Annotated in this window: 12 protein-coding genes; 2 read left to right on the top strand and 10 right to left on the bottom strand. The window is 56.7% G+C overall.

Going from position 1 to position 18,477, the window contains the following annotated elements; all coding sequences use genetic code 11:
- Window positions 1-7: 7 nt before the first annotated feature.
- The 10 genes from WIT60_RS08220 to WIT60_RS08175 all read right to left on the bottom strand — a co-directional run bounded on the left by WIT60_RS08220 (window position 8) and on the right by WIT60_RS08175 (window position 15,151).
- A complete protein-coding gene (locus tag WIT60_RS08220) occupies window positions 8-2,035 on the bottom strand; it encodes a hydantoinase/oxoprolinase family protein (protein ID WP_339583457.1) in 2,028 nt (675 codons plus the stop codon).
- A 1,263-nt stretch (window positions 2,036-3,298) separates the two neighbouring features.
- The gene (locus WIT60_RS08215; protein WP_339583456.1) at window positions 3,299-4,321 is read right to left on the bottom strand and encodes a porin; all 1,023 of its coding nucleotides are present in this window, start codon (window positions 4,319-4,321) and stop codon (window positions 3,299-3,301) included.
- A gap of 168 nt (window positions 4,322-4,489) precedes the next feature.
- Window positions 4,490-5,854 (bottom strand): purine-cytosine permease family protein, encoded by a 1,365-nt coding sequence (locus tag WIT60_RS08210; protein ID WP_339583455.1) that lies wholly within the window; start codon window positions 5,852-5,854, stop codon window positions 4,490-4,492.
- A gap of 301 nt (window positions 5,855-6,155) precedes the next feature.
- Window positions 6,156-6,785: a helix-turn-helix domain-containing protein gene (locus tag WIT60_RS08205; RefSeq protein WP_339583454.1), complete on the bottom strand. Its 630-nt coding sequence runs from the start codon at window positions 6,783-6,785 to the stop codon at window positions 6,156-6,158.
- Window positions 6,786-7,576: 791 nt separating this feature from the next.
- Window positions 7,577-8,590 carry a tyrosine-type recombinase/integrase gene (locus tag WIT60_RS08200; protein WP_339583453.1) on the bottom strand — a complete coding sequence of 338 codons (1,014 nt, stop codon included), beginning with the start codon at window positions 8,588-8,590 and terminating at the stop codon, window positions 7,577-7,579.
- Window positions 8,583-9,560, bottom strand: coding sequence for a tyrosine-type recombinase/integrase (locus tag WIT60_RS08195; RefSeq protein WP_339583452.1), 978 nt, complete (start codon window positions 9,558-9,560; stop codon window positions 8,583-8,585). The genes WIT60_RS08200 and WIT60_RS08195 overlap by 8 nt, the downstream gene beginning before the upstream one ends.
- On the bottom strand, window positions 9,557-10,810 hold the full coding sequence (locus WIT60_RS08190; RefSeq protein ID WP_339583451.1) for a tyrosine-type recombinase/integrase: 1,254 nt from the start codon (window positions 10,808-10,810) through the stop codon (window positions 9,557-9,559). The genes WIT60_RS08195 and WIT60_RS08190 overlap by 4 nt, the downstream gene beginning before the upstream one ends.
- A 248-nt stretch (window positions 10,811-11,058) precedes the next feature.
- Window positions 11,059-11,499, bottom strand: coding sequence for a hypothetical protein (locus WIT60_RS08185; RefSeq protein ID WP_339583450.1), 441 nt, complete (start codon window positions 11,497-11,499; stop codon window positions 11,059-11,061).
- Window positions 11,500-11,602: 103 nt separating this feature from the next.
- Window positions 11,603-13,570: an AAA family ATPase gene (locus WIT60_RS08180; RefSeq protein WP_339583449.1), complete on the bottom strand. Its 1,968-nt coding sequence runs from the start codon at window positions 13,568-13,570 to the stop codon at window positions 11,603-11,605.
- Window positions 13,571-13,744: 174 nt separating this feature from the next.
- Window positions 13,745-15,151 carry a hypothetical protein gene (locus tag WIT60_RS08175; RefSeq protein WP_339583448.1) on the bottom strand — a complete coding sequence of 469 codons (1,407 nt, stop codon included), beginning with the start codon at window positions 15,149-15,151 and terminating at the stop codon, window positions 13,745-13,747.
- A 1,259-nt stretch (window positions 15,152-16,410) separates the two neighbouring features.
- On the opposite strand from WIT60_RS08175, the gene WIT60_RS08170 reads away from it, so the two are divergent.
- Window positions 16,411-17,067: a type I restriction-modification system subunit M N-terminal domain-containing protein gene (locus WIT60_RS08170; RefSeq protein ID WP_339583447.1), complete on the top strand. Its 657-nt coding sequence runs from the start codon at window positions 16,411-16,413 to the stop codon at window positions 17,065-17,067.
- Window positions 17,068-17,133: 66 nt separating this feature from the next.
- Window positions 17,134-18,477 (top strand): IS21-like element ISJsp3 family transposase (istA, locus tag WIT60_RS08165; RefSeq protein ID WP_339583446.1); only part of this gene is annotated, 1,344 nt, incomplete at its 3' end.

The following is an 18,477-nucleotide window of genomic DNA, read 5'->3' as shown; positions in this document are numbered from 1 at the left end:
TCTCCTTTCAGTATTTGATATCGATAACCAATGCACCCATGGCATTCACATGTGCATGTGTCTGTGGCGGCAGGACCGTGCAAGCATGCTCATACTCAACGATGGCAGGACCTTCAATTCGGTGCTGTGTGCCCAAGGCTTCACCGCTGTATACCTTGCAATTGGTCCAAACACCTTCGAAGTACACTTCTCGTTCACCTTTGAGGATTTCCCCACTGGCGGTGTGAGACACCTCGACAGGCGGTGGGTTATCCATGCGACCAATTGCGGCAACAGCAAACGAAACAAATGCCGGCGCAAAATCCTCAGAGCTGACACCGAACTCCTTCAGGTGACAGGCGTGGAATTCTGTTTCGATATCTGGCAAATTAGCCGCTGTCAAAACACCACCGGGGATCGGTGTTTCAACTTCATAGGACTGACCCACGTAGCGCATTTGGGCGGTACGAACGAGCTCAATTTCGCTCTCGTTGGCAAAGCCTTGCGCTTTGAGTGCCGCCTTTGCCTTGGATTCCAGTTCTGCAAAGATGCCATTGATTTTGCTAACGTCGGCACTTTGCACTGGCGTGTAATAGAAGTGCTCAATGTCTTGACGGAGATCCATTGCCGTCGCACCGAATGCGGAGGCGACACCGGCATGTGGGGGCACGATGACCTTGGGGATGTTCATCGACTTGGCGACAAAGCAAGCATGCAGGGCGCCAGCGCCGCCAAAGCTCGCGAATACAAAGTCACGCGGATCACGGCCACGCGAGACCAAGATTTTCTTGACGGCTTGCGCCATGTATTCGCAACCGATTCGAATCATCCCTTCGGCGGTTGCCAGCGTGGAAAGCCCGATCTTGTTAGCGAGTTTTTCCATGGCAGCAAAAGCTGCATCCCGGTCAAGAGTCATCTTGCCGCTAAGGGTCGGATCAAGGCGCCCCAGGATCAGGTTGGCGTCTGTGATCGTCGGCTGGGTACCACCACGGCCATAGCAAACGGGGCCGGGCTCTGAACCAGCGCTCTGGGGGCCAACACGAAGCGATCCGCCTTGATCCACCCAACCGATAGACCCACCACCTGCGCCAACGCTGTGGATGTCCAGCATTGGGACAACAATTGGCACCTCCCACTCGAGCTCGTGATCTCGTGTGATAAGCCCACGACCGTTTTCTACGATCGACACGTCAAAGCTGGTGCCACCGACGTCTGTGTGGAGGATCCGCTCAAAGCCGCTCTGTTCAGTCAGGTAGCCAGCGTATGCGACACCACCAGCTGGACCGGACTCAAGCATGTCCTCAGGATGCTCGCGTGCAACGTCAGCAGACATCACACCACCACTGCTCTTGAGGATCAGCAACTTGCCTTCGAACTTGTGCAAATTGAGGCGCGCCTCCAGGTCGTCCATGTACTTGGCCATCACGGGCATACAAGCCGCCCGCACGGCAGTGGTCATGAAGCGACCGTGCTCGCGGAAGACAGGACGTGTCTCAGCGGAGAGAACCACATGCACATCGGGGCAGTGCTGCAACAGGATGTCGCGCATTTGCTCCTCATGCTTGGCACTCACATAAGAATTGATGAAGCCAATCGCAACAGCCTGGATGCCTGCATCCTTGATGCGCTTTGCCACCTCGTGAGCGGCATTCACATCCAACGGGCGATCGACCTCACCTTGCACGTTGATACGCTCAGGCACCGTGAAGCGGAAGCGACGCTTGATAATCGGCTTCGGCTTGGTCTGATACGGGTCGTACAGATGCTCGCGATGTTGACGGCCAATTTCGATAGTGTCTCGAAAGCCTTCCGTCGTAATAAACGCGGCGTCCGGATAATTTCGCTCAATTAGAGCATTTGTAGCCGTAGTCGTGCCGTGCATCAAATACGAAATATCAGAGATCGCAATACCTGCTTTCTCGATCGCTTGAAGCACCGCAATAGAACGGTCCTGTTTGGTGGTCAGCACTTTGGCTGTAACTTGTTTACCGGTTTTTTCTTCCCAGGCAAACAGGTCAGTGAAAGTGCCGCCGACGTCTACACCAACTCTCCACATGCTAATGGCTCCTCTAGTAATTGCTGAAATTTAGCTCGGGGACTTAATTGTTCAATCGCACCACAATGCTCATCAATGATGCTGAACTAGGAATTTAAGAACAGGCATCCTACTATCGTACTAATGCCTACTTTTGCAGGCTGGACGGCCAATTAATCTGACATCTGTAACGTTATGAGCATCCGTCGTCCACAACCCAAAACTTCATTTCGTGATTCGACGCAAAGGTGCCGCGGATGTATTGAATATGTGGAGATCAGCCCAAAAACGTCAAAGTATTTGAGGGTTTACCCTTGTGTTGCATGCTGCAAAGCGGACTGAAATGACTCGATTGGCAAATGCTGGCAAAGCCATGAGAGTGTCGTCGCCACATCCGAAATGGCTGCACCGTGGAACTGAGTCCCATCTTGCTTGGAAGAGGTGACACTAGTGGTTACCCGCAACCGCAGCATTGAGGCCTGGGGTTATCACTAGTTCTTTATCCATTCCGGCTTACCTGAGATGCCTATTGCTTTCGAGCAGCAGTTCTTTCACACACTGGTTGACATGGGGCCAGTCGTACTGCGGTTGCTGTGAAGGCACTTAGAAGCACCCCTGATTTAGCAAGGAGGTCAACGTATATGCCTGCAGAGATTCAAACCCTATGAACAGGCACACAATGGAACACGATCTATGCTCATCGCGGCTTGTGAACAAATCTTCAAAACCTCCACGAACGCATGGCTCTCACTAAAGCTCGTTGTGTATACCGTATCAATGTGATAAGGCACTCAAGTCACAAACACATTAATTATTCCAAAGCAGATGCGAAGTGCCTTGATGAACTGTGAGATAGATAGAAGATAAGAACGAGTTTTGGAAGCATATACGTGCGTTGTCCGCCTGTGGTGAATAGCGTGTCCCTTACGCATCACCCGACGCTAGCAGTGTGCAATCCCTAAGGGCCGCAGTGAACGCAAACACAATGCCTCGGGGTGGCCTCTGCTTAAACGCAGCCCCACAACGATAGCGGTGCCGCGATCCATACTCAATGGAGTGTGCATTTGCGTAATGACGCAGACGACACAAATCAGAAACACCCGTGCCAGGACGTTGCCATATGGGATTAATCCCAGGCAGATTTAGGGTGCTAGCCTGTCTTTTCTCGAAAAGAAGGTCATAGTATCCGTACTAGATACTGCCTTCGGTGCCCTCTGGTCTCACGACTTGGTCAGAGGGCACCATTGCAGTGACCGCTAATGCTGGCAGTCACCATCTAACGAATCAGAAGTTGTGTCGCACCCCGATCTCGAAGCCCTGCGACTTACCGCCCGGCACAGGCGCAGTTGAACCAAACGATCCAAAGTTCGTTGTGCTCAGTTGCCCGTCTCCTTTGTTGGTCAACCAAGCTGCGTTCGCATAAACGGCGGTGCGTTTGGAGAGTGTGTGCACATATCCGCCACCAATTTGCGAGGCCCCGTGAGCACCCGGAAAATCGGAGACCGAGCTCTTCGCGAATGATACGAAGGCATAGTTTGAACCGATGGGCACAGTCACACCGAGCACCACACGCGTCTCCTTGGCATCAACAACTTTCTCGCGGTTGTAGAGTGCCGTCAGCTTCACGACGCCCATGTCATACGCACCACCAATGCTGAAAACCTTGAAGCTCCCGCCCAACACATCTTGTGAGCCAAATGATACGGACACATCATAGGGTCCGGCCCCGTAACCGAACCGACCTCCGGTGTACTTGCCATTGACCGTCGACTCACCAGGCGCGTACATCAATTGCCCGTACACCCCCCCAAGGTTGGACGGCAACGTATAACTGATAGCATTGTTCGCCCAGAAATATGTCGGCTGGAGGGTATTCCTTGAAACATGAAGCGTGTCGGCAACGCCGAAGCCAAACGATGGATCATAAATTGACATGCTGAGGTAACTAGCAGTCCAATCTCGCCCCAACTTGACTTCACCGAAGTTGCCTTTCAGGCCGACCGTTGATTGGCGATTCCAGAACCCAATCCCGTACGCTTGACCCATGGATTCGCCTGTGTCTGGCAAAATCCCTGCCTCAAGGTGGAAGGTGGCCTTCATGTTCCCACCCAGGTCCTCTTCACCTTTGAATCCAATTCGGTTTGCCATATTCCCTTGTGCACCAACACTAGTGAACATAGAAGCACCTTCGTTTTTGATGGTTCTCACACTCAGATCCAGCGTGCCAAAGATAGAGACATTGCTCTGCGCCATTGCGCCTTGAGCGGCGAACGCGCCGATAACCAATGCACCGATTCGAGTTTTCATGACGTATATCCTATCTAAATTTAAATGACACACCACCCGCCTATTTCAGTTTGGCATTGGCGGGCGCACATCACACAAGTAACGCTTTATTAAGATTGATGGTTGCCTGCGGGGGAGCGACTCTAAAATGCAGCCCCCCACTACAGCATCTTCGCTATTGGACGACTCTTATTCGGCCACCGCACTCAGCTTGCCGTTCACCGACAACACAGGTTCACGTCGAGCGACCAAGGCATATCCAGCTGCCGCAATCAATGCAGTCGCAGGAGCGGACCATGAGGCATATACGCCCTGAGCTTGGATTAAGCAGATACCGGTGGCAGAAGCCAATACCCAGACTCCGAGCGCACGCCATTTAGCAATGGGAGCGCGTTCAATACGAGCAGTCAGGTGCGCTGCGTTGGCGTTGGCATTGCGGGACAGGTAAATTTGCACCAAGGCAATCGCTACCCATGCCACAACAAATGTTCCTTGGTAGGACAACGCTTGCAAAATGAACGTAAACACGTTCTGGAGCATCAAGAAATACACAATCGCGCCTACAACCACAGCCCAGATGAACTTTGGCAAATTGAGCTTCAATGTAGACTTGAAGAACATTTGCATATTCACAGACGCGAGGTAAAAGCTAGCCGTATTAATGCGAGTCTGACTAACCCAAACAAATGCGAGGCCGACGAATCCCATCAGCTTCAACAGACCCAGCACTGCAGATACCTCATTGATGCCCCCTTCCAATGGGATGGTGCCAGCAATGAAAATACCAACGATCGCGTTCACCATGAAAGTGAAGGCGTAGAAAACCCAGCCAAAGTTAATCTTTGCGTGATAGGTGCTGTCCTCTTTACGACCAAAGCGAGCGTAGTCCCAGGTGTACATCATGACAATCCAAACGCCCATGAAGTACGTAAAGCAATGCCACCATCCGTCGGCAGGAGCCCCGTTTGCAGGACCGAGGTTCAACCACGCATCGCTATAGCCATACTCACCCAAGGTCATGACTACTGCAGCACCCAAGCCGATCAAATAGAACGGCAACAGAACGCCGTTAAATTTATCAAGCCAGTGTTGCACGCTGCCAAAGACCAATGGAACGCTGTAGCACACGACAATCAGGTATGCTAGGTTCATATCCACTATTGGATAGTAAGCATTGATGGCCACAGCAATGACTGAGCCCTCGAACACCACATAGTAGATCGCTGTCGCGAAGAACAGTAGCGTAGCGAGCTGCGCCCCTATTTTCCCAAAAACTATCTGAGAGAATTGGGCCACTGATAAACCCGTTCGAATCGAAAATCGGGTGATTGCAGCATTGATCAGGGCATACGCCGCAGTGGACAGTGCAAGTCCAATCAGCACATTCTTGGTCCCAAGGGTAAGTGCCAAGGTCGCAGGCACCATCAACCAGAACATCGCACTACATAACGCCCACCACGCCATGGTGAGGCTTAGGCGCCCCATGCGCCCACTTTCTGGTACTGGACATGAAGAAAAATCTTCATCGTCGTTTGTTTCAATCTTGGTTGCCATTCTTGTCTCCTCGGTATAAAATGGGCGCAGTTGATCCTTACCGCAACACAGTTGCAGTTTCGGTTTCAGCTTTTGGCTGGTTACGGGCCTATGCGTCTTCTGCGTTCAGGTGCAGTTTTAAGGCGCACTCGTCCACACTGATGCACGCCAAAGATGCGTCAGTGGTTTGCGCAACCGTTATCAACGGTTGGCACATTTCGCTCGATAAGCCACGTCCCTCGTCAAGTCCAACGATGCGGATAACTCTCCCCACTCAGCGCTGTGAGTGGGGATAGCTTTTGACTGACGAAGTTGGAGCCGGCTAGTAGCTCGGTGGCGTCAAAATCCAGATCACTCGTGTTTCCACTTCTCCTGGGTTCCTGTAACGATGTGGCAGTGAACTCTTGAAAGTAAAGCTGTCCCCCGCCTCGACGGTGAAATGATCCTCCCCGACCCAGAGCTCTAAGCTTCCCGACACAACGACCCCGGCCTCATCTCCATCATGCACATATGGGTCGTTGCCACTGGTTGCGCCAGGCTCAAAGACTGACAGCAACACTTCCAATGGCCCCTCGAGAGTGGGGGACAGAAGGTAGTCTGTGATGCCATCAGCGAAGTTCAGGCGACGTCGATCCGCTTTTCTCACAACGATTCGTCGCTCTGATGGGTCTCTTGCCTCCGGTTCATGAAAGAAGAAGTTAATCTTCACGCCTAGCGCCACGCTAAGCGCCTTAAGTTCTGTGATCGATGGCTTGGTGAGGTTGCGTTCCAACTTACTCAGGTATGCCACTGACCGATTGATGCGACTGGCCAACTCGGCCAACGTAAGCCGTTTGGCTTTCCTTAGCCCACGGATGTCTTCACCAATACGGTCATCTGCAGCACGAATTGCTGGCTGCGATTCCGTCGCGATGTTCAGCGAAGACCCCAAACGTGTTTTTTTGTTAACCATCCATAACTCCATGTTAGACATGTCCGGAAAAAAAAGCTTCTTTTTTTCCTAGGGAAAAACCATGAGTCATGGTTTTCCGTATGTGCACCGAAGTGGCATGCCTCATGCTAAGCCGAAAGATCATCTCAACTTCGTGTACAAGCGAGCAATCGCGTCCGGCGATGTTGATGTAATCAAGAGGACGATGACACGCCAAAACCACTTCCACTTCGAAGAGTAATACGGGCAGGCGCGACCGCAGCCATTTGATCGGAGGCTTCCTCAACGGTAAGTCATCCGATCATGAGTTCCCTAGCTTGTTCGACCCTGTCCCCTCATTCGACCTCCGATGCTGCACGCCCATAACCGTACTAAGTTGAGCGCACAGCAGCTGCAACGATCAACGCGATGCGCAAACGTTACGCGCTGTCGCTGTCGAGGCAAGGACGGTTGTGGTTGTATCGCAGCCCGTCATTCCTGCAGCCCAGAAGCCCGCCTTCTGTGTATAGGAGCGGTTCGCCTGGCAAGCTTGGCTTCAGGCTGATGCGGGGCTGCGCCTGATTGACCGCAAGCGCGTCAAAGGTGCGAGACGCAATGCCTGCTTCAGGCTGTTTGCGGTCTTCGGTTGGACGCCAACGGATTGGCTGCTAACAGCCTGAAGCTGCCCTCATGACAGGCAGCTCTGCAGCGCTATGGCGAGCTTTACATAGCGCTGCCTATGCGCAGCTCGCAACTATGTGCATATGCGGCAGGCCGATGGCACAGACACCGAGGGGCGGCGACCTATGGATGCCGGTGCCTCCTAAGCATAGTTACAGCGACTGCAAGAACCGCATGAGCGCGTCCGGGGCCCGGAACTTCCCCATCTTGGTATCGGGCGGCTCAAGCCTCGCCAGCGCCATTTCCTTCATGGCCAGATTGGCCTCAATGTAGCGATGGGTGGTATTCATGCTTTCGTGCCCGAGCCATACGGCGATCACGTTGAACGGCACGCCTGACTGCAGCAAATGCATTGCGGTCGTGTGCCGTAGCGTGTGCGGCGAGACCGCCTTCTTGAGGATGTCGGGCTCGCTCTCGGCAGCCCGCGCCACTGCCAGGTGCAGGCGCTGAGCAACATTGGATCTGGACATTGCTTGCCCATAGCGGTTGGGTAGCAAGGCGGCCTCACCGCGCAGCGTTGGATTGCGCCGCAACCAGGCACGCACCTCCACGACGGTCGTGTCCCACAGTGGTATCGATCGCAGCTTGCGCCCCTTGCCATGCAGGTGCACGCAGGCCGCGCCGTCGATGATGACGTCGACCACGCGCACCCCGATGATCTCGGAGACGCGGGCGCCCGTGTTGTAGAGCATCGTCAGCAGGAGATGGTCCCGCTGCGAGGACCAAAGGGGTCCCGGCTGCCCGAGAACTGCCTCCATCTCCTGCCGCGTCAGATAGCCCAACATCGGCTGCTCGAAGCGCTTCATCGGCACGGCCATTGCCTGCTCGACGACGTGAAGCGACGTCACATCGCGTCGACCGGCGAACTTCAGGAACGCTCGCAGTGCGGTGAGGCGCAGATTGCGGCTGCGGATTGAGTTGTGTCGGTTGTGCTCAAGATGATCGAGGAATGCCAGGATCAAATCAGGCAACAGGTCCGCCATCCGTATGTCTGTCGGCGCTCTGCCCAATCGTCGGCTTGCAAAATCCAGGAAGAGCATCAATGCATCGCGGTAGCAGGCTACCGTGCGGGGACTGAGCGCGCGCTGCGAGACCAGGTACTCGGTGAAGAACTGCTGAACCAGAGAAGCAAAGGACGGGGGCTTCGGTGCAATGGAATTACGCATGGGACACCCCCTTGCGCGCAACGAACGACGCGAAGCGATTCGCTGCGACTGCCATCAATTCCGGCGCTGCCGAAAGGTACCAATAGGTGTTGCCCACTTCCGCGTGTCCGACATAGGTGGACAACGCCAGCATCGCCTGGTCGACGTCGACACCCTGCGTCTGCCACTGCGTGATGCGACGCACAACGAAGGTGTGGCGCAGGTCGTGAATGCGCGGCGCATGATGGTTCCCGCGATTGCGCCAGCCCAGTTGTTCTCGCAACTCGACAAAGACACGATGGACCTGGCGATCGCCCAGTGGCAGCCCATGCCGTTGACCTCGTGTGCCGATGAAGAACGCGACTTCGGGAGCAGCGGACTCGCCCGCCAGGTCGAGCGTTGACCGGTAGCGTCGCAGTGCTTCGACAGTGCTCCGGTGCATCGGCACTTGGCGTGACTTGCCGAACTTGGCTTTACGGATGAGTAGCATCCCGCGCCTGAGATCGACGTCATCATTGCGCAATGCGAGCGCCTCGCTGATACGCAGCCCACAGCTGGCAATAAGACCGAACAATGTCTCGAAGACGGCCCCGCGCGGGGCCGATGCCGGACCGAGTCCCCGCGCAGCTGCCAACAGGTCGACGATCTCGTGCTCGCTGTAGATGTGCGGTGCCTGGCGCTCGTCGATGCGACCGAAGATTGTGTGGTCTGGGATCTCGGTGAGAGGTTCGAACTGCCGTAACCACCGCGCGAACGAGCGCAGATGCTTCAGACGCCGCGCCCAGGTGTGGGGATCATCGCTACCGTGGCTGTCGCGCCGCGCCCAATCGGTCATGACTTCGATAGTCAGCGGGCCGCGGTGGCCGACGACTTCGATATGGCGCACGAAGCTGCGCAAGGAAAAAGCAGGGGTCCGAAGCGCGAAGCCCAAGCGGCGTCGCTCGGCAAGGTACTGCTCGACACGCGCATGCAAATTGTTGCGGGTCTTCATGATGCGCTCCCCGGCCAAGGCAAGGCCACTTCGACGAGACTGCGGCTGTCGAGCTTCGCGTAGACCTGCGTGGTGCTCAGCGCTCGATGGCGCAGGACGTCGGCCACCTCCTTGAGAGATGAGCCACCTGCAAGCAGGCGGTTGGCCATCGTGTGACGCAACAGATGCGATCGCGTGTAGGCAAGCCCGGCTCGACCGTAGGCCTGGCGAATGGTCTTGCGTATCAGATCCGGCCCAACTGGTTCGTCGTGGGGCGCAATGTGACGCACGAATACCGCGCGATTGGATGTCTGCGGGCGTTCGCTCTTCAAGTACGCCGCGATGGCCTCGCCGGTACTCGCGGGTAGCGGCAGCACGTCTTCACGCAGGCCCTTGGTGTGGCGTAGTGTGATCGTGCCTGCTCGCCAGTCGATGTCGTCGAGCTTGAGACGAGCGACCTCGCCGCTGCGAAGGCCGAGATCCATGGCACAGCGCACGATGGCGTCGGCGCGACGCATCGAGCGACCCGGCCTACCGAGAGAGCTCACCAATTGCTCGAGTTCCTGGGCCGTGAGTGCCTTGGGAAGCGTCGCGAGCCGCCAATTGGCGGGAGCGGAGACCGCTCCGATCAAGGCATGAACCTGATCGCCCAGTGAGGATCGATATCGAAAGTAGCTGTGCAATGCAGCCACTACCGACCCGGCGCCGCCCGGCTTGCAGTGAAGCTTGGCCTGCTGCGCATAGAAGCTTCGCACATGAGCCGGCTTGATCGAAGCAATGTCGACGACGCCGTCGCCCAGGCGTTGACGCAGCAAGCGACCGACTATGCGCAGAACCTGACTCCGGGTCTTCGGTGCCAGGCCACGCACGCGGTCCATGTACGCATCAAAGCGCCGTAACTCCTCATCCACTGGCTTCGCGCTCTTCACCGGCAACGTGACGACGCCCCGGGCGCGAAGGACGAATAGCAAGTGCCCGAGCGCAGCGCGATGGTCGCGGCGGTCGTGGCGGACCGGCTGCGCACATCGGCAATGTGGAAGATGCTCATCAAGGAACTCGGTAACCGACACCTCGTCGATCCTGCAAAGACGCAGACGTTTGCTCCGAGCCCATCGCGCGAAGTGCGCGATGTTGCTCAGATAACTTGCAACTGTGCTCAGCGCATACCTTCCGTCGGCGAAGTGCTGCTTGATCGCATCAGCATGCGGTGCAATCGGCCCGGCGACGATCCAGTCGGCGTAGGCGCAATGAGGGAGATGGAAAGTGCTCATGGCGGTCTCCTGAAGTGGGACCTGCAGTGCACTCCCGTACCAAAACTATGTCCAGTCAGGCGCCTCCCCTTGGCTCTGATCAACCTGCCAAGCAAGGCATGCAACGCTCCTTGTTACTGGATCTGCGCATAGTTGCGATCTCGGCATAGGCAGCGGTTGCCGGCGATCGCGTACCAACGCCCGATTCACGCGACTGGTCGCTAAGCGGTCACCGGACTGCCCGGCGCATCGCTGGGTTTGCGGCCGGACTAAGCGACGTTCCGGGCACGCGCGATGGCGCGGCGTTCTGCACGGGCATGGTCACCGCGGCAAGCCTCAAGGGAGTAGCCCTTCCTTTGGGCCCTTAGCTTGGTGAATCCAAGCAAGTCGCTTCGCAAGGCTAGAAGCCTCGGGCGGTCAAACGCGGGCTTGGGCGGCTGGCCCGTGGGCTGCGCGGCATCCGACTTGCCTTCGAGCTTTTTGATCAGCGAAAGCAGGCGAACTTCAGCGTTCTTGACCGATTCCGCCCTCTTGGCTTGCATCCGGATAGCCTCGCGGCATTCCCAAAGCGCCTTAAGCATCCGAATCACCGTCGGAACATCGACCTTCTGCAAGTAGCAGGGCAGCCGCTTGCCCTTGGATGTTCCGTTCTCCGCGTAGGCGGGATCGTCGATATCGACGTTTAACTCTTCGGAGAAGAACCTCGACATGGTCCGATCCGAAAAGTTCAAGACGTAACCGCCCCCCTTCTCGAAGAGCTCATCGTGAAAATGCATGTCGATGGATCGGACGTTCGGCAGGGAGACGACTTGCCTATGCCAGCAAGGCGTTGAAAGCCTTGAATACTTCCTCAAATCGGTCGAGGGTCGCGTGAACCGCAGGCGTATCCGCATCCAACACAGAAGGGTTCTCCAAGAGCCAGCGCGATGCTCCGAAGTGGTCGAATTCGGCGACCGTCGCGGGCATCAGCTTGAATAGGGCATCAGCCTTCTTGATGATGCGCGGGGTTGTCGCCGCCGCCATCAGCGCATCCTTCGTCACCACATGCGCGGCAGGTGGCTTGTAGGCCCCGTTGAGCATCTCAACGAACAGATCGGCATCGAACAGGTCCTCCACATCCGACTCGGCTTGTTTGGTGAAGTCAGCGCAGGTATAAAAATGCCCGGCCTTGAGGATGTCGGCCTTCTTCAAATTCTCGATCTTGGCCTTGTCGCCATTGGCGATGTCGGAGAGAACCGCCAAATTGATCCGGTTGCCGCCGAACAGCCGCACGAACGGGGCAATCTTGTCGATACCGCCCGAGGGGCACAACGTCCATTTCGGGTCGAGCCCGACGCGCCTGCGCTTGCTCAACGCCTGCGACACAACCTGCAAATAAAGGATGTCCGACGGACCTTCGACCAGCCATGTGTTGGCTCCGATGAAAAGCGACTGGGTCACCTCATAGCCCAAGGCCCCTTGAAGCGGGAAGAGCGTGTCGTCGTTGACCTCCAACACGTCGGATCGAACCTTCGTGCCTTTGACCTCGGGCCGCTTCCCCGGCTTCTCGATGACCACGTCCTCAACGATTCGAACATCGGCAAGGCGGTCCATCGGCACCATGAAGGGCGAGTGGGTGGTGAAGATGACCTGGTGGTCTGGCAGCAACCTCTCGACAATGTAGCGCAGCAAATCGCCCTGCGCCTTTCCGTGCAAGGTCAGGCCCGGCTCGTCCAACAAGATGATGGCATTGCCGTTGCCCGGAGTCTTCCTCAACTGCTTGAACTGGGCGAGGAAAGAGAAGAACCAAACAAAGCCCGCGCTGCGCTCGGACAATGGCAACGTCGCCTTGTGATTGTTGTTTTTGATCCGGATTTCCGCCACGGTTCCCGTGTTGAAGGGCGCGGGGTCCTTGGCCTTGCCGCTGTCAATGTCGATGACCACTTCCAATGCGTTGTTCTGGCTCCAAAACTGGAATATTTCCTCGGTGATCTCGTTGCTGGCAGCCTCGCAAGTGGCTTTCAAAGTCTCCCGGCGATCCGCCTCCAGAAGTTCTTCAAGCGTCGTTCCCGCGTATTCCAAGAACGCGAGAAAGATCTGATCGCCGACTGAAACAGTCTTGTTCTGCTTGTCTTGTTGGAGCTGCTGAATCGAGACCATGCCCGACATCCGTTCGAAGTGGGAAGTGAAGAAAAACTTGGGCTGCCTCACCGACAGGATATCGATCACCCCCTTGGTGAAGCTCGACTCCCGGCACTTCTTGATGTCCTGCAAGAGCGCCTCCTGCTTCGGCGTTCTCTCAGCCAAGCCCGATAGAGCTTTGTCTGCCGCTGGCCCATCCGCCACGTCATGCAGGACGTTTCGTTCGGTCGCGTCTAGGGCGTGCTTGGTTAGCATGTTTTCGAGCACCTTGGTGCTATCGACATCGATCACCCAAATACGGCTATCGTCCTCGTATCGAAATCCAAAGTGGGCCTGGAACGTGTCACCCTTTAAGACCCCTGCTCCAAATCGCTTTTCAACAGCGGCCAGGTCCGAAGCTTCAAGCCGCCACCATGTTCGGATCACCTCTGCCGTTCCGTCCTCATGGCGGTCATCGAATCGAGTTGAGAAGCGTCGAGGGTAGTCGATGGGCTCATCGAACTCAAACGACTGCGAGGGCCTCAGGCCGCGCATCGCGCTCAGCAGCGCCGTCTTTCCCGCCTCGTTCTTTCCGACCAAGCAAGTGAGGTCGCCTATCTCGAATTCCCCGCTGTCCTCGACGGACCGATAGTTCTGGACGCGGACTTTTGTTAGCTTCATGGCAACCTTCCCTTCTTGACTCACTGTTGAATATAACCATGAAAATCGCGGCGAGCTTTCTCAGAATTCGTCCACGGTGTCGGGCCTGGGCGGCGGGACGAACTCATCGAATTCCCATCGGTCCTTCACTCAGACTAAGTCGACTCCAGAAACGTCGAGGCGGCCAGAGCTGCCTCAAACGCGCGGAGGCTGCCAACCCGCAACTGGCCCGACGTGAAGTGCAATGCCGGCCGCGAAGCTGTCCTGCTGGTACGGTGCTCCTCGATACAGGATGACGTCGACCTTTGAAGCCAGCTCGCGATAGAGCTCGTTTGAGGTCGCGCAGCTGTAAAGCAGGGCGACCGCGAGACGCCTTTTAGGAGTTGTAGCGACTGCGATAACAAAGAGCGCTGCCGGATCTGGCTCGGTGACCGTTACGCTCCAGCCGGCATCTCGCAGGGGACGGACCAGGTCGTTGATGGCATCTTCAGAAAGCACGGCCTTCCGCAGGGTAACGCCGTTGTCAGTGGGCAATTCCGGCACCAAACGACCATGAGCCTGGAACTCGGCTTGCTCATGCAGGTTCAGCGCCATTTGGAGCTGACCTCTGATCAACGCCTGCTGCCACAGTAGTTTGCTGTCTTGATCCATCTCCGGGAACAGCAAGGGAAGGACGTTGGTTTCGTCATGCCAGGCTTCGATCACTCCGAGCATCGTGATGGCTACGACCAAGCGAGAAAAGTTTGATGGTTGCTGCCAGTCGGTGGACTTGCCGTGGGCGAACAGGTGTCGATTGAGAGATGTCGTCCCACTGTAGCTGTCGATATTCTGGAAGAAGCAGGTCTGGAGCCACCGACGGAACGTCTCGAAAACCATAACCCGCTCGTCTTGGCCAAACAGGAAATCGATCGACCGGTATTCCTGCGGCACCCACATCCTTTCGAAGTACAAATCGGCTGCCAGACCGCAGGCTCGCTCAATTGTGTGGTTGATCGCATCGTGCGAATTTAGATGGGGCGTCGCGCTGGCGATTCGTTGAACACCACCTTCAATAACCGGGATCAGCGCGGCCACGCTTGCGGCACGCTGCCCGCTGTAGAAGGCGAGATATGCCTCGCGTGCGAGCGGAGCGAATGGCGCCAAGCTGCGCGTTCGAGGCAGGAGCTGTGCGATGCAGACAGCCTGGAAGGGCAAGGTGTATACCGTCGATAAGTGATAGTCGAACTGACTGATCGCTTCGGCGCCACGCCGATGCTCCACAGCGGTCAGGAGCTGCGCCATCTTTTGATTACTCACCCAGAGCGGGACGAACCATTCGACCCGCGCCCAGAGATCGGCGACGCGATCAGCGGCCGAGCGGTTGGCCTGCCACTCATGGCTGTCCTTGGATATCAAAGGGAAGCATGCCTTGGCATCGTTTGCGGTCAAGACCACAGCAGGAATCTGCCGGAAGAGGCCGACCCGCCGTTCCTGGACATTGGCAACTTCGAGTCTCCTCTCCTTTGCCCACGCCTCGATGGTCGAGGTGGAGATGGCTGGAGCCCCAGGCGCCTGAGTGCGCTGCCAAAGCCCCTGAAAATGTTTCTCCACTGCGGCCTTCAAGTGCTTGCCCTCCCAGGCCTGTCAAAACGAAATCTGTAAGGTGTCGTTGGAAATCCATTCCCATTTAGTACCTGCGCTATGCATCACCCCAGAGAGTGGCTCCAAATCACTTTAGATTATCGCGTTGAACGATCGGTCGCAGGGAGCAATCCTGTCGGGGCCTATGTCTGTACTGGCTCGGGGTGTGAACTGGCGTCGCCCACGGGAGCCGTTGCTGGCCATCCGGCTCGGCCTCATGGCCAGCAAAAGTCAGGTAACGGCTTTCGCCGACATTGGCCGGCGAAAGCCGACCGACCGCTACCAGCCTGAAGCGGTCACAGTGCTGTGGGTGAGATTTTGTGGTTACGCAGAAGAACGGAAGCTATGTAGCGCAGTCGCGGCAACTGGGAAATGCACTACGAGGCACTGTGGCTGGAGCATCTATTTGCGGAACCTTGGACTCAAGTTGGTGAGCCACGGAGACTTCCCTGAGCGCGCCTTTGGCACGATGCGTGTAGTTCGATGACGCCTCACGTCAGATCGACTGGCAATGTCTATGAGTGCATACATCGCACTGTTTTCGACTTTAATTGCTTGCCTACGACGGCGCATGTGGCGTTGTAGTGAGCCTGTTTTCGACTTGTGTTGACTTGTCAGTTTTTTGGGGGCGTTGCAAGTCCTTGATTCGCCACGCCTCCAGTTGTCGACTTTAATTGTCGAGAACAGGTATTGTTCTCGACAATTAAAGTCGATAACAAAAAATTAAAGTCGACAACGCGTCTTTAAAGTCGATAACAGCCCTGCCACATGACTTCTCAGTTGTGATCCGGCAGGGCTTTCTGCTTCTTGCTGAACCAAATCATGCTTTCCCTCGCTGCACGATCTGCGAGAACGCTCATCCTGTGAAGCCGATTGCATGGCTATTTGATCCAAGGCGTGAGGACACGTAGGGTCAGCACACATCAGAGCGAGCGCATGCCGTGAGGATGACGATTGCGGATCCATCAGGGCAACAGGCCCATCAGTGGCGGGGGGCACTAAGCCCTACTTGGTTCTGAGGCGAGATACCCGTCGCTGCAGGCACCATATCGACGACGTCAGACTCACATCCGAGAAATTGGACACGTAGTGCCTTTGCTTACCTAGGCGCTTTTGTTTCCGGACATTGATCAAATTTCCAAGCAAGCCGACGGTCAGCGCAACGGAATTCATGCCGATGCGTGAGCGAGAATGCAAGACGACCGTTGACGATTTTCAGAACAAATTTACAGGCGCAGTACGTGTTTGAACAGACCTTCAAAAACATCGATGACATCCTGCATAAAGATGCGGGTTGTACGAGTGAGATGGATTACACAGAGCAGTCTTCATGGCTGCTCTTTTTGAAGTATCTCGACGCACTGGAACAAGACAAGGCAGCAGAAGCTGCCCTGGATGACCGTCCCTACAACTACCTCTTGCACGATGTGTTCCGTTGGGGCTCTTGGGCGGCACCCAAGCTGCCTGATGGCAAGCCGGACCACAACGCTGCCATGACGGGCGACGACCTGCGGGACTTCGTCAATACCAAGCTATTTCCGTACTTGGCCGCATTCAAGCAGCGCGCCAGCGGCCCCAACACCATCGAATACAAGATCGGTGAGGTGTTTGGCGAGATCAAAAACAAGATCCAGAGTGGCTACAACCTGCGCGATGTGATCGATCGCGTGGACGAGTTGCGCTTCCGTTCGCAAACCGAAAAACACGAGCTATCGCACCTTTACGAAGCCAAAATCAAGAACATGGGTAACGCGGGGCGTAACGGCGGCGAGTATTACACGCCACGTCCGCTGATCCGCGCCATGATCCAAGTGCTACAGCCTAGGATTGGTGAGCGCATTTACGACTGTTGGCGCCTACCGAAAACTGAGCCACTTATGAGGGGTGTGCCGATCTAAAACTGAGCCAGGTGTTCAACCTACTCTGCTGCTTTTTGATGCAGCGGGGTTCGAGGAGTGATCACCATGGACATGATCGGCAGAATCCGGCGGCTGCACAGCCGAGGCAAGAAGTCAGAGCGGGAGATCTCGCGGATGACGGGGCTATCGCGCAACACGATAGCCAAGTGGCTCAAGGCGCCATTGGATGGCGAGCCCAAGTACCGGCGAATCGAGCAGCCGGGCAAGTTGACGGCCTTCCACGAGGTTCTCAGGCAGGCGCTCAAGGCCGATGCCTATCGGGCCAAGCACGAGCGCCGCACGGCACGGGCGCTGTACAGCGAACTCAAGTCGGCAGGTTACGAAGGCGGCTACAGCCGCGTGACGGACTTCATCCGCCAGTGGCGCCAAGGCGAGGGGCAAGCGGTAGCGACGCGAGCCTTCGTGCCCTTGTCGTTCGAGCTGGGCGAGGCATTCCAGTTCGACTGGAGCGAAGAAGGCCTGGTGGTGGGCGGCATTTACTACCGGCTGCAGGTCTCGCACATGAAGCTGTGTGCCAGCCGTGCGTTCTGGCTGGTGGCGTATCCCAGTCAGGGACACGAGATGCTGTTCGATGCGCACACGCGCAGCTTTGCGGCGCTGGGTGGGGTGGCCAGGCGCGGCATCTACGACAACATGAAGACGGCGGTGGACCAGGTCAAGAAGGGCAAGGGCCGAGTGGTCAACGCACGCTTTGCGGTGATGTGCGCGCACTACCTGTTCGACGCCGACTTCTGCAACGTGGCCAGTGGCTGGGAGAAGGGGGTCGTCGAGAAGAACGTGCAAGATAGCAGGCGGCGAATCTGGATTGATGCGGCCAAGCAGCGCTTTGGCTCCTTTGCAGAACTCAACGCCTGGCTGGGCGAGCGCTGTCGCAGCCTGTGGGCGGAGGTTCGCCACCCAGAGCATTCGCAGTTCAGTGTGGCCGAGATGCTGGAGCATGAACGTGCCCATTTGATGTCAATGCCGCAGCCCTTTGACGGCTATGTGGAGCGCCCGGCGAGGGTGACCAGCACCTGCTTGGTCTCGGTCGCACGCAACCGTTACTCGGTGCCTTGCGAGCTGGCCGGGCAGATGGTCAGCACCCGGCTGTACCCGACGCGGGTGGTCGTGGTGGCCAACGATGAGGTGGTGGCGCAGCATGAGCGATTCAGTGACCGTGGACAGACCCGCTATGACTGGCAGCACTACATCCCGCTGGTGCAAAGAAAGCCCGGTGCGCTGCGCAATGGCGCACCGTTTGCCGACCTCCCCCCGGCCTTGCAGCAGTTGCGCAGAGGGCTGCTACGCCAGGCCGGTGGCGACCGTGTCATGGCGCAGGTACTGGCCATTGTGAGCACAGCTGGCCTGGATGCGGTGCTGGTGGCAGTTGAATTGGCGCTGGAGAGCGCG

Source organism: Aquabacterium sp. G14, assembly GCF_037482285.1.
In the GTDB taxonomy this organism is placed as follows: domain Bacteria; phylum Pseudomonadota; class Gammaproteobacteria; order Burkholderiales; family Burkholderiaceae_C; genus Aquabacterium.
The sequence above is the reverse complement of the archived record's forward strand: the minus strand, read 5'-3'. Positions and strand labels throughout refer to the sequence as shown.

What these genes read in the sequence shown, in the direction of transcription:
- WIT60_RS08220 (WP_339583457.1), bottom strand. Translation starts at nt 2,035, where the DNA reads ATGTGGAGAGTTGGTGTAGACGTCGGCGGCACTTTCACTGACCTGTTT.
- WIT60_RS08215 (WP_339583456.1), bottom strand. Translation starts at nt 4,321, where the DNA reads ATGAAAACTCGAATCGGTGCATTGGTTATCGGCGCGTTCGCCGCTCAA.
- WIT60_RS08205 (WP_339583454.1), bottom strand. Translation starts at nt 6,785, where the DNA reads ATGGTTAACAAAAAAACACGTTTGGGGTCTTCGCTGAACATCGCGACG.
- WIT60_RS08210 (WP_339583455.1), bottom strand. Translation starts at nt 5,854, where the DNA reads ATGGCAACCAAGATTGAAACAAACGACGATGAAGATTTTTCTTCATGT.
- WIT60_RS08185 (WP_339583450.1), bottom strand. Translation starts at nt 11,499, where the DNA reads ATGTCGAGGTTCTTCTCCGAAGAGTTAAACGTCGATATCGACGATCCC.
- WIT60_RS08180 (WP_339583449.1), bottom strand. Translation starts at nt 13,570, where the DNA reads ATGAAGCTAACAAAAGTCCGCGTCCAGAACTATCGGTCCGTCGAGGAC.
- WIT60_RS08190 (WP_339583451.1), bottom strand. Translation starts at nt 10,810, where the DNA reads ATGAGCACTTTCCATCTCCCTCATTGCGCCTACGCCGACTGGATCGTC.
- WIT60_RS08195 (WP_339583452.1), bottom strand. Translation starts at nt 9,560, where the DNA reads ATGAAGACCCGCAACAATTTGCATGCGCGTGTCGAGCAGTACCTTGCC.
- WIT60_RS08200 (WP_339583453.1), bottom strand. Translation starts at nt 8,590, where the DNA reads ATGCGTAATTCCATTGCACCGAAGCCCCCGTCCTTTGCTTCTCTGGTT.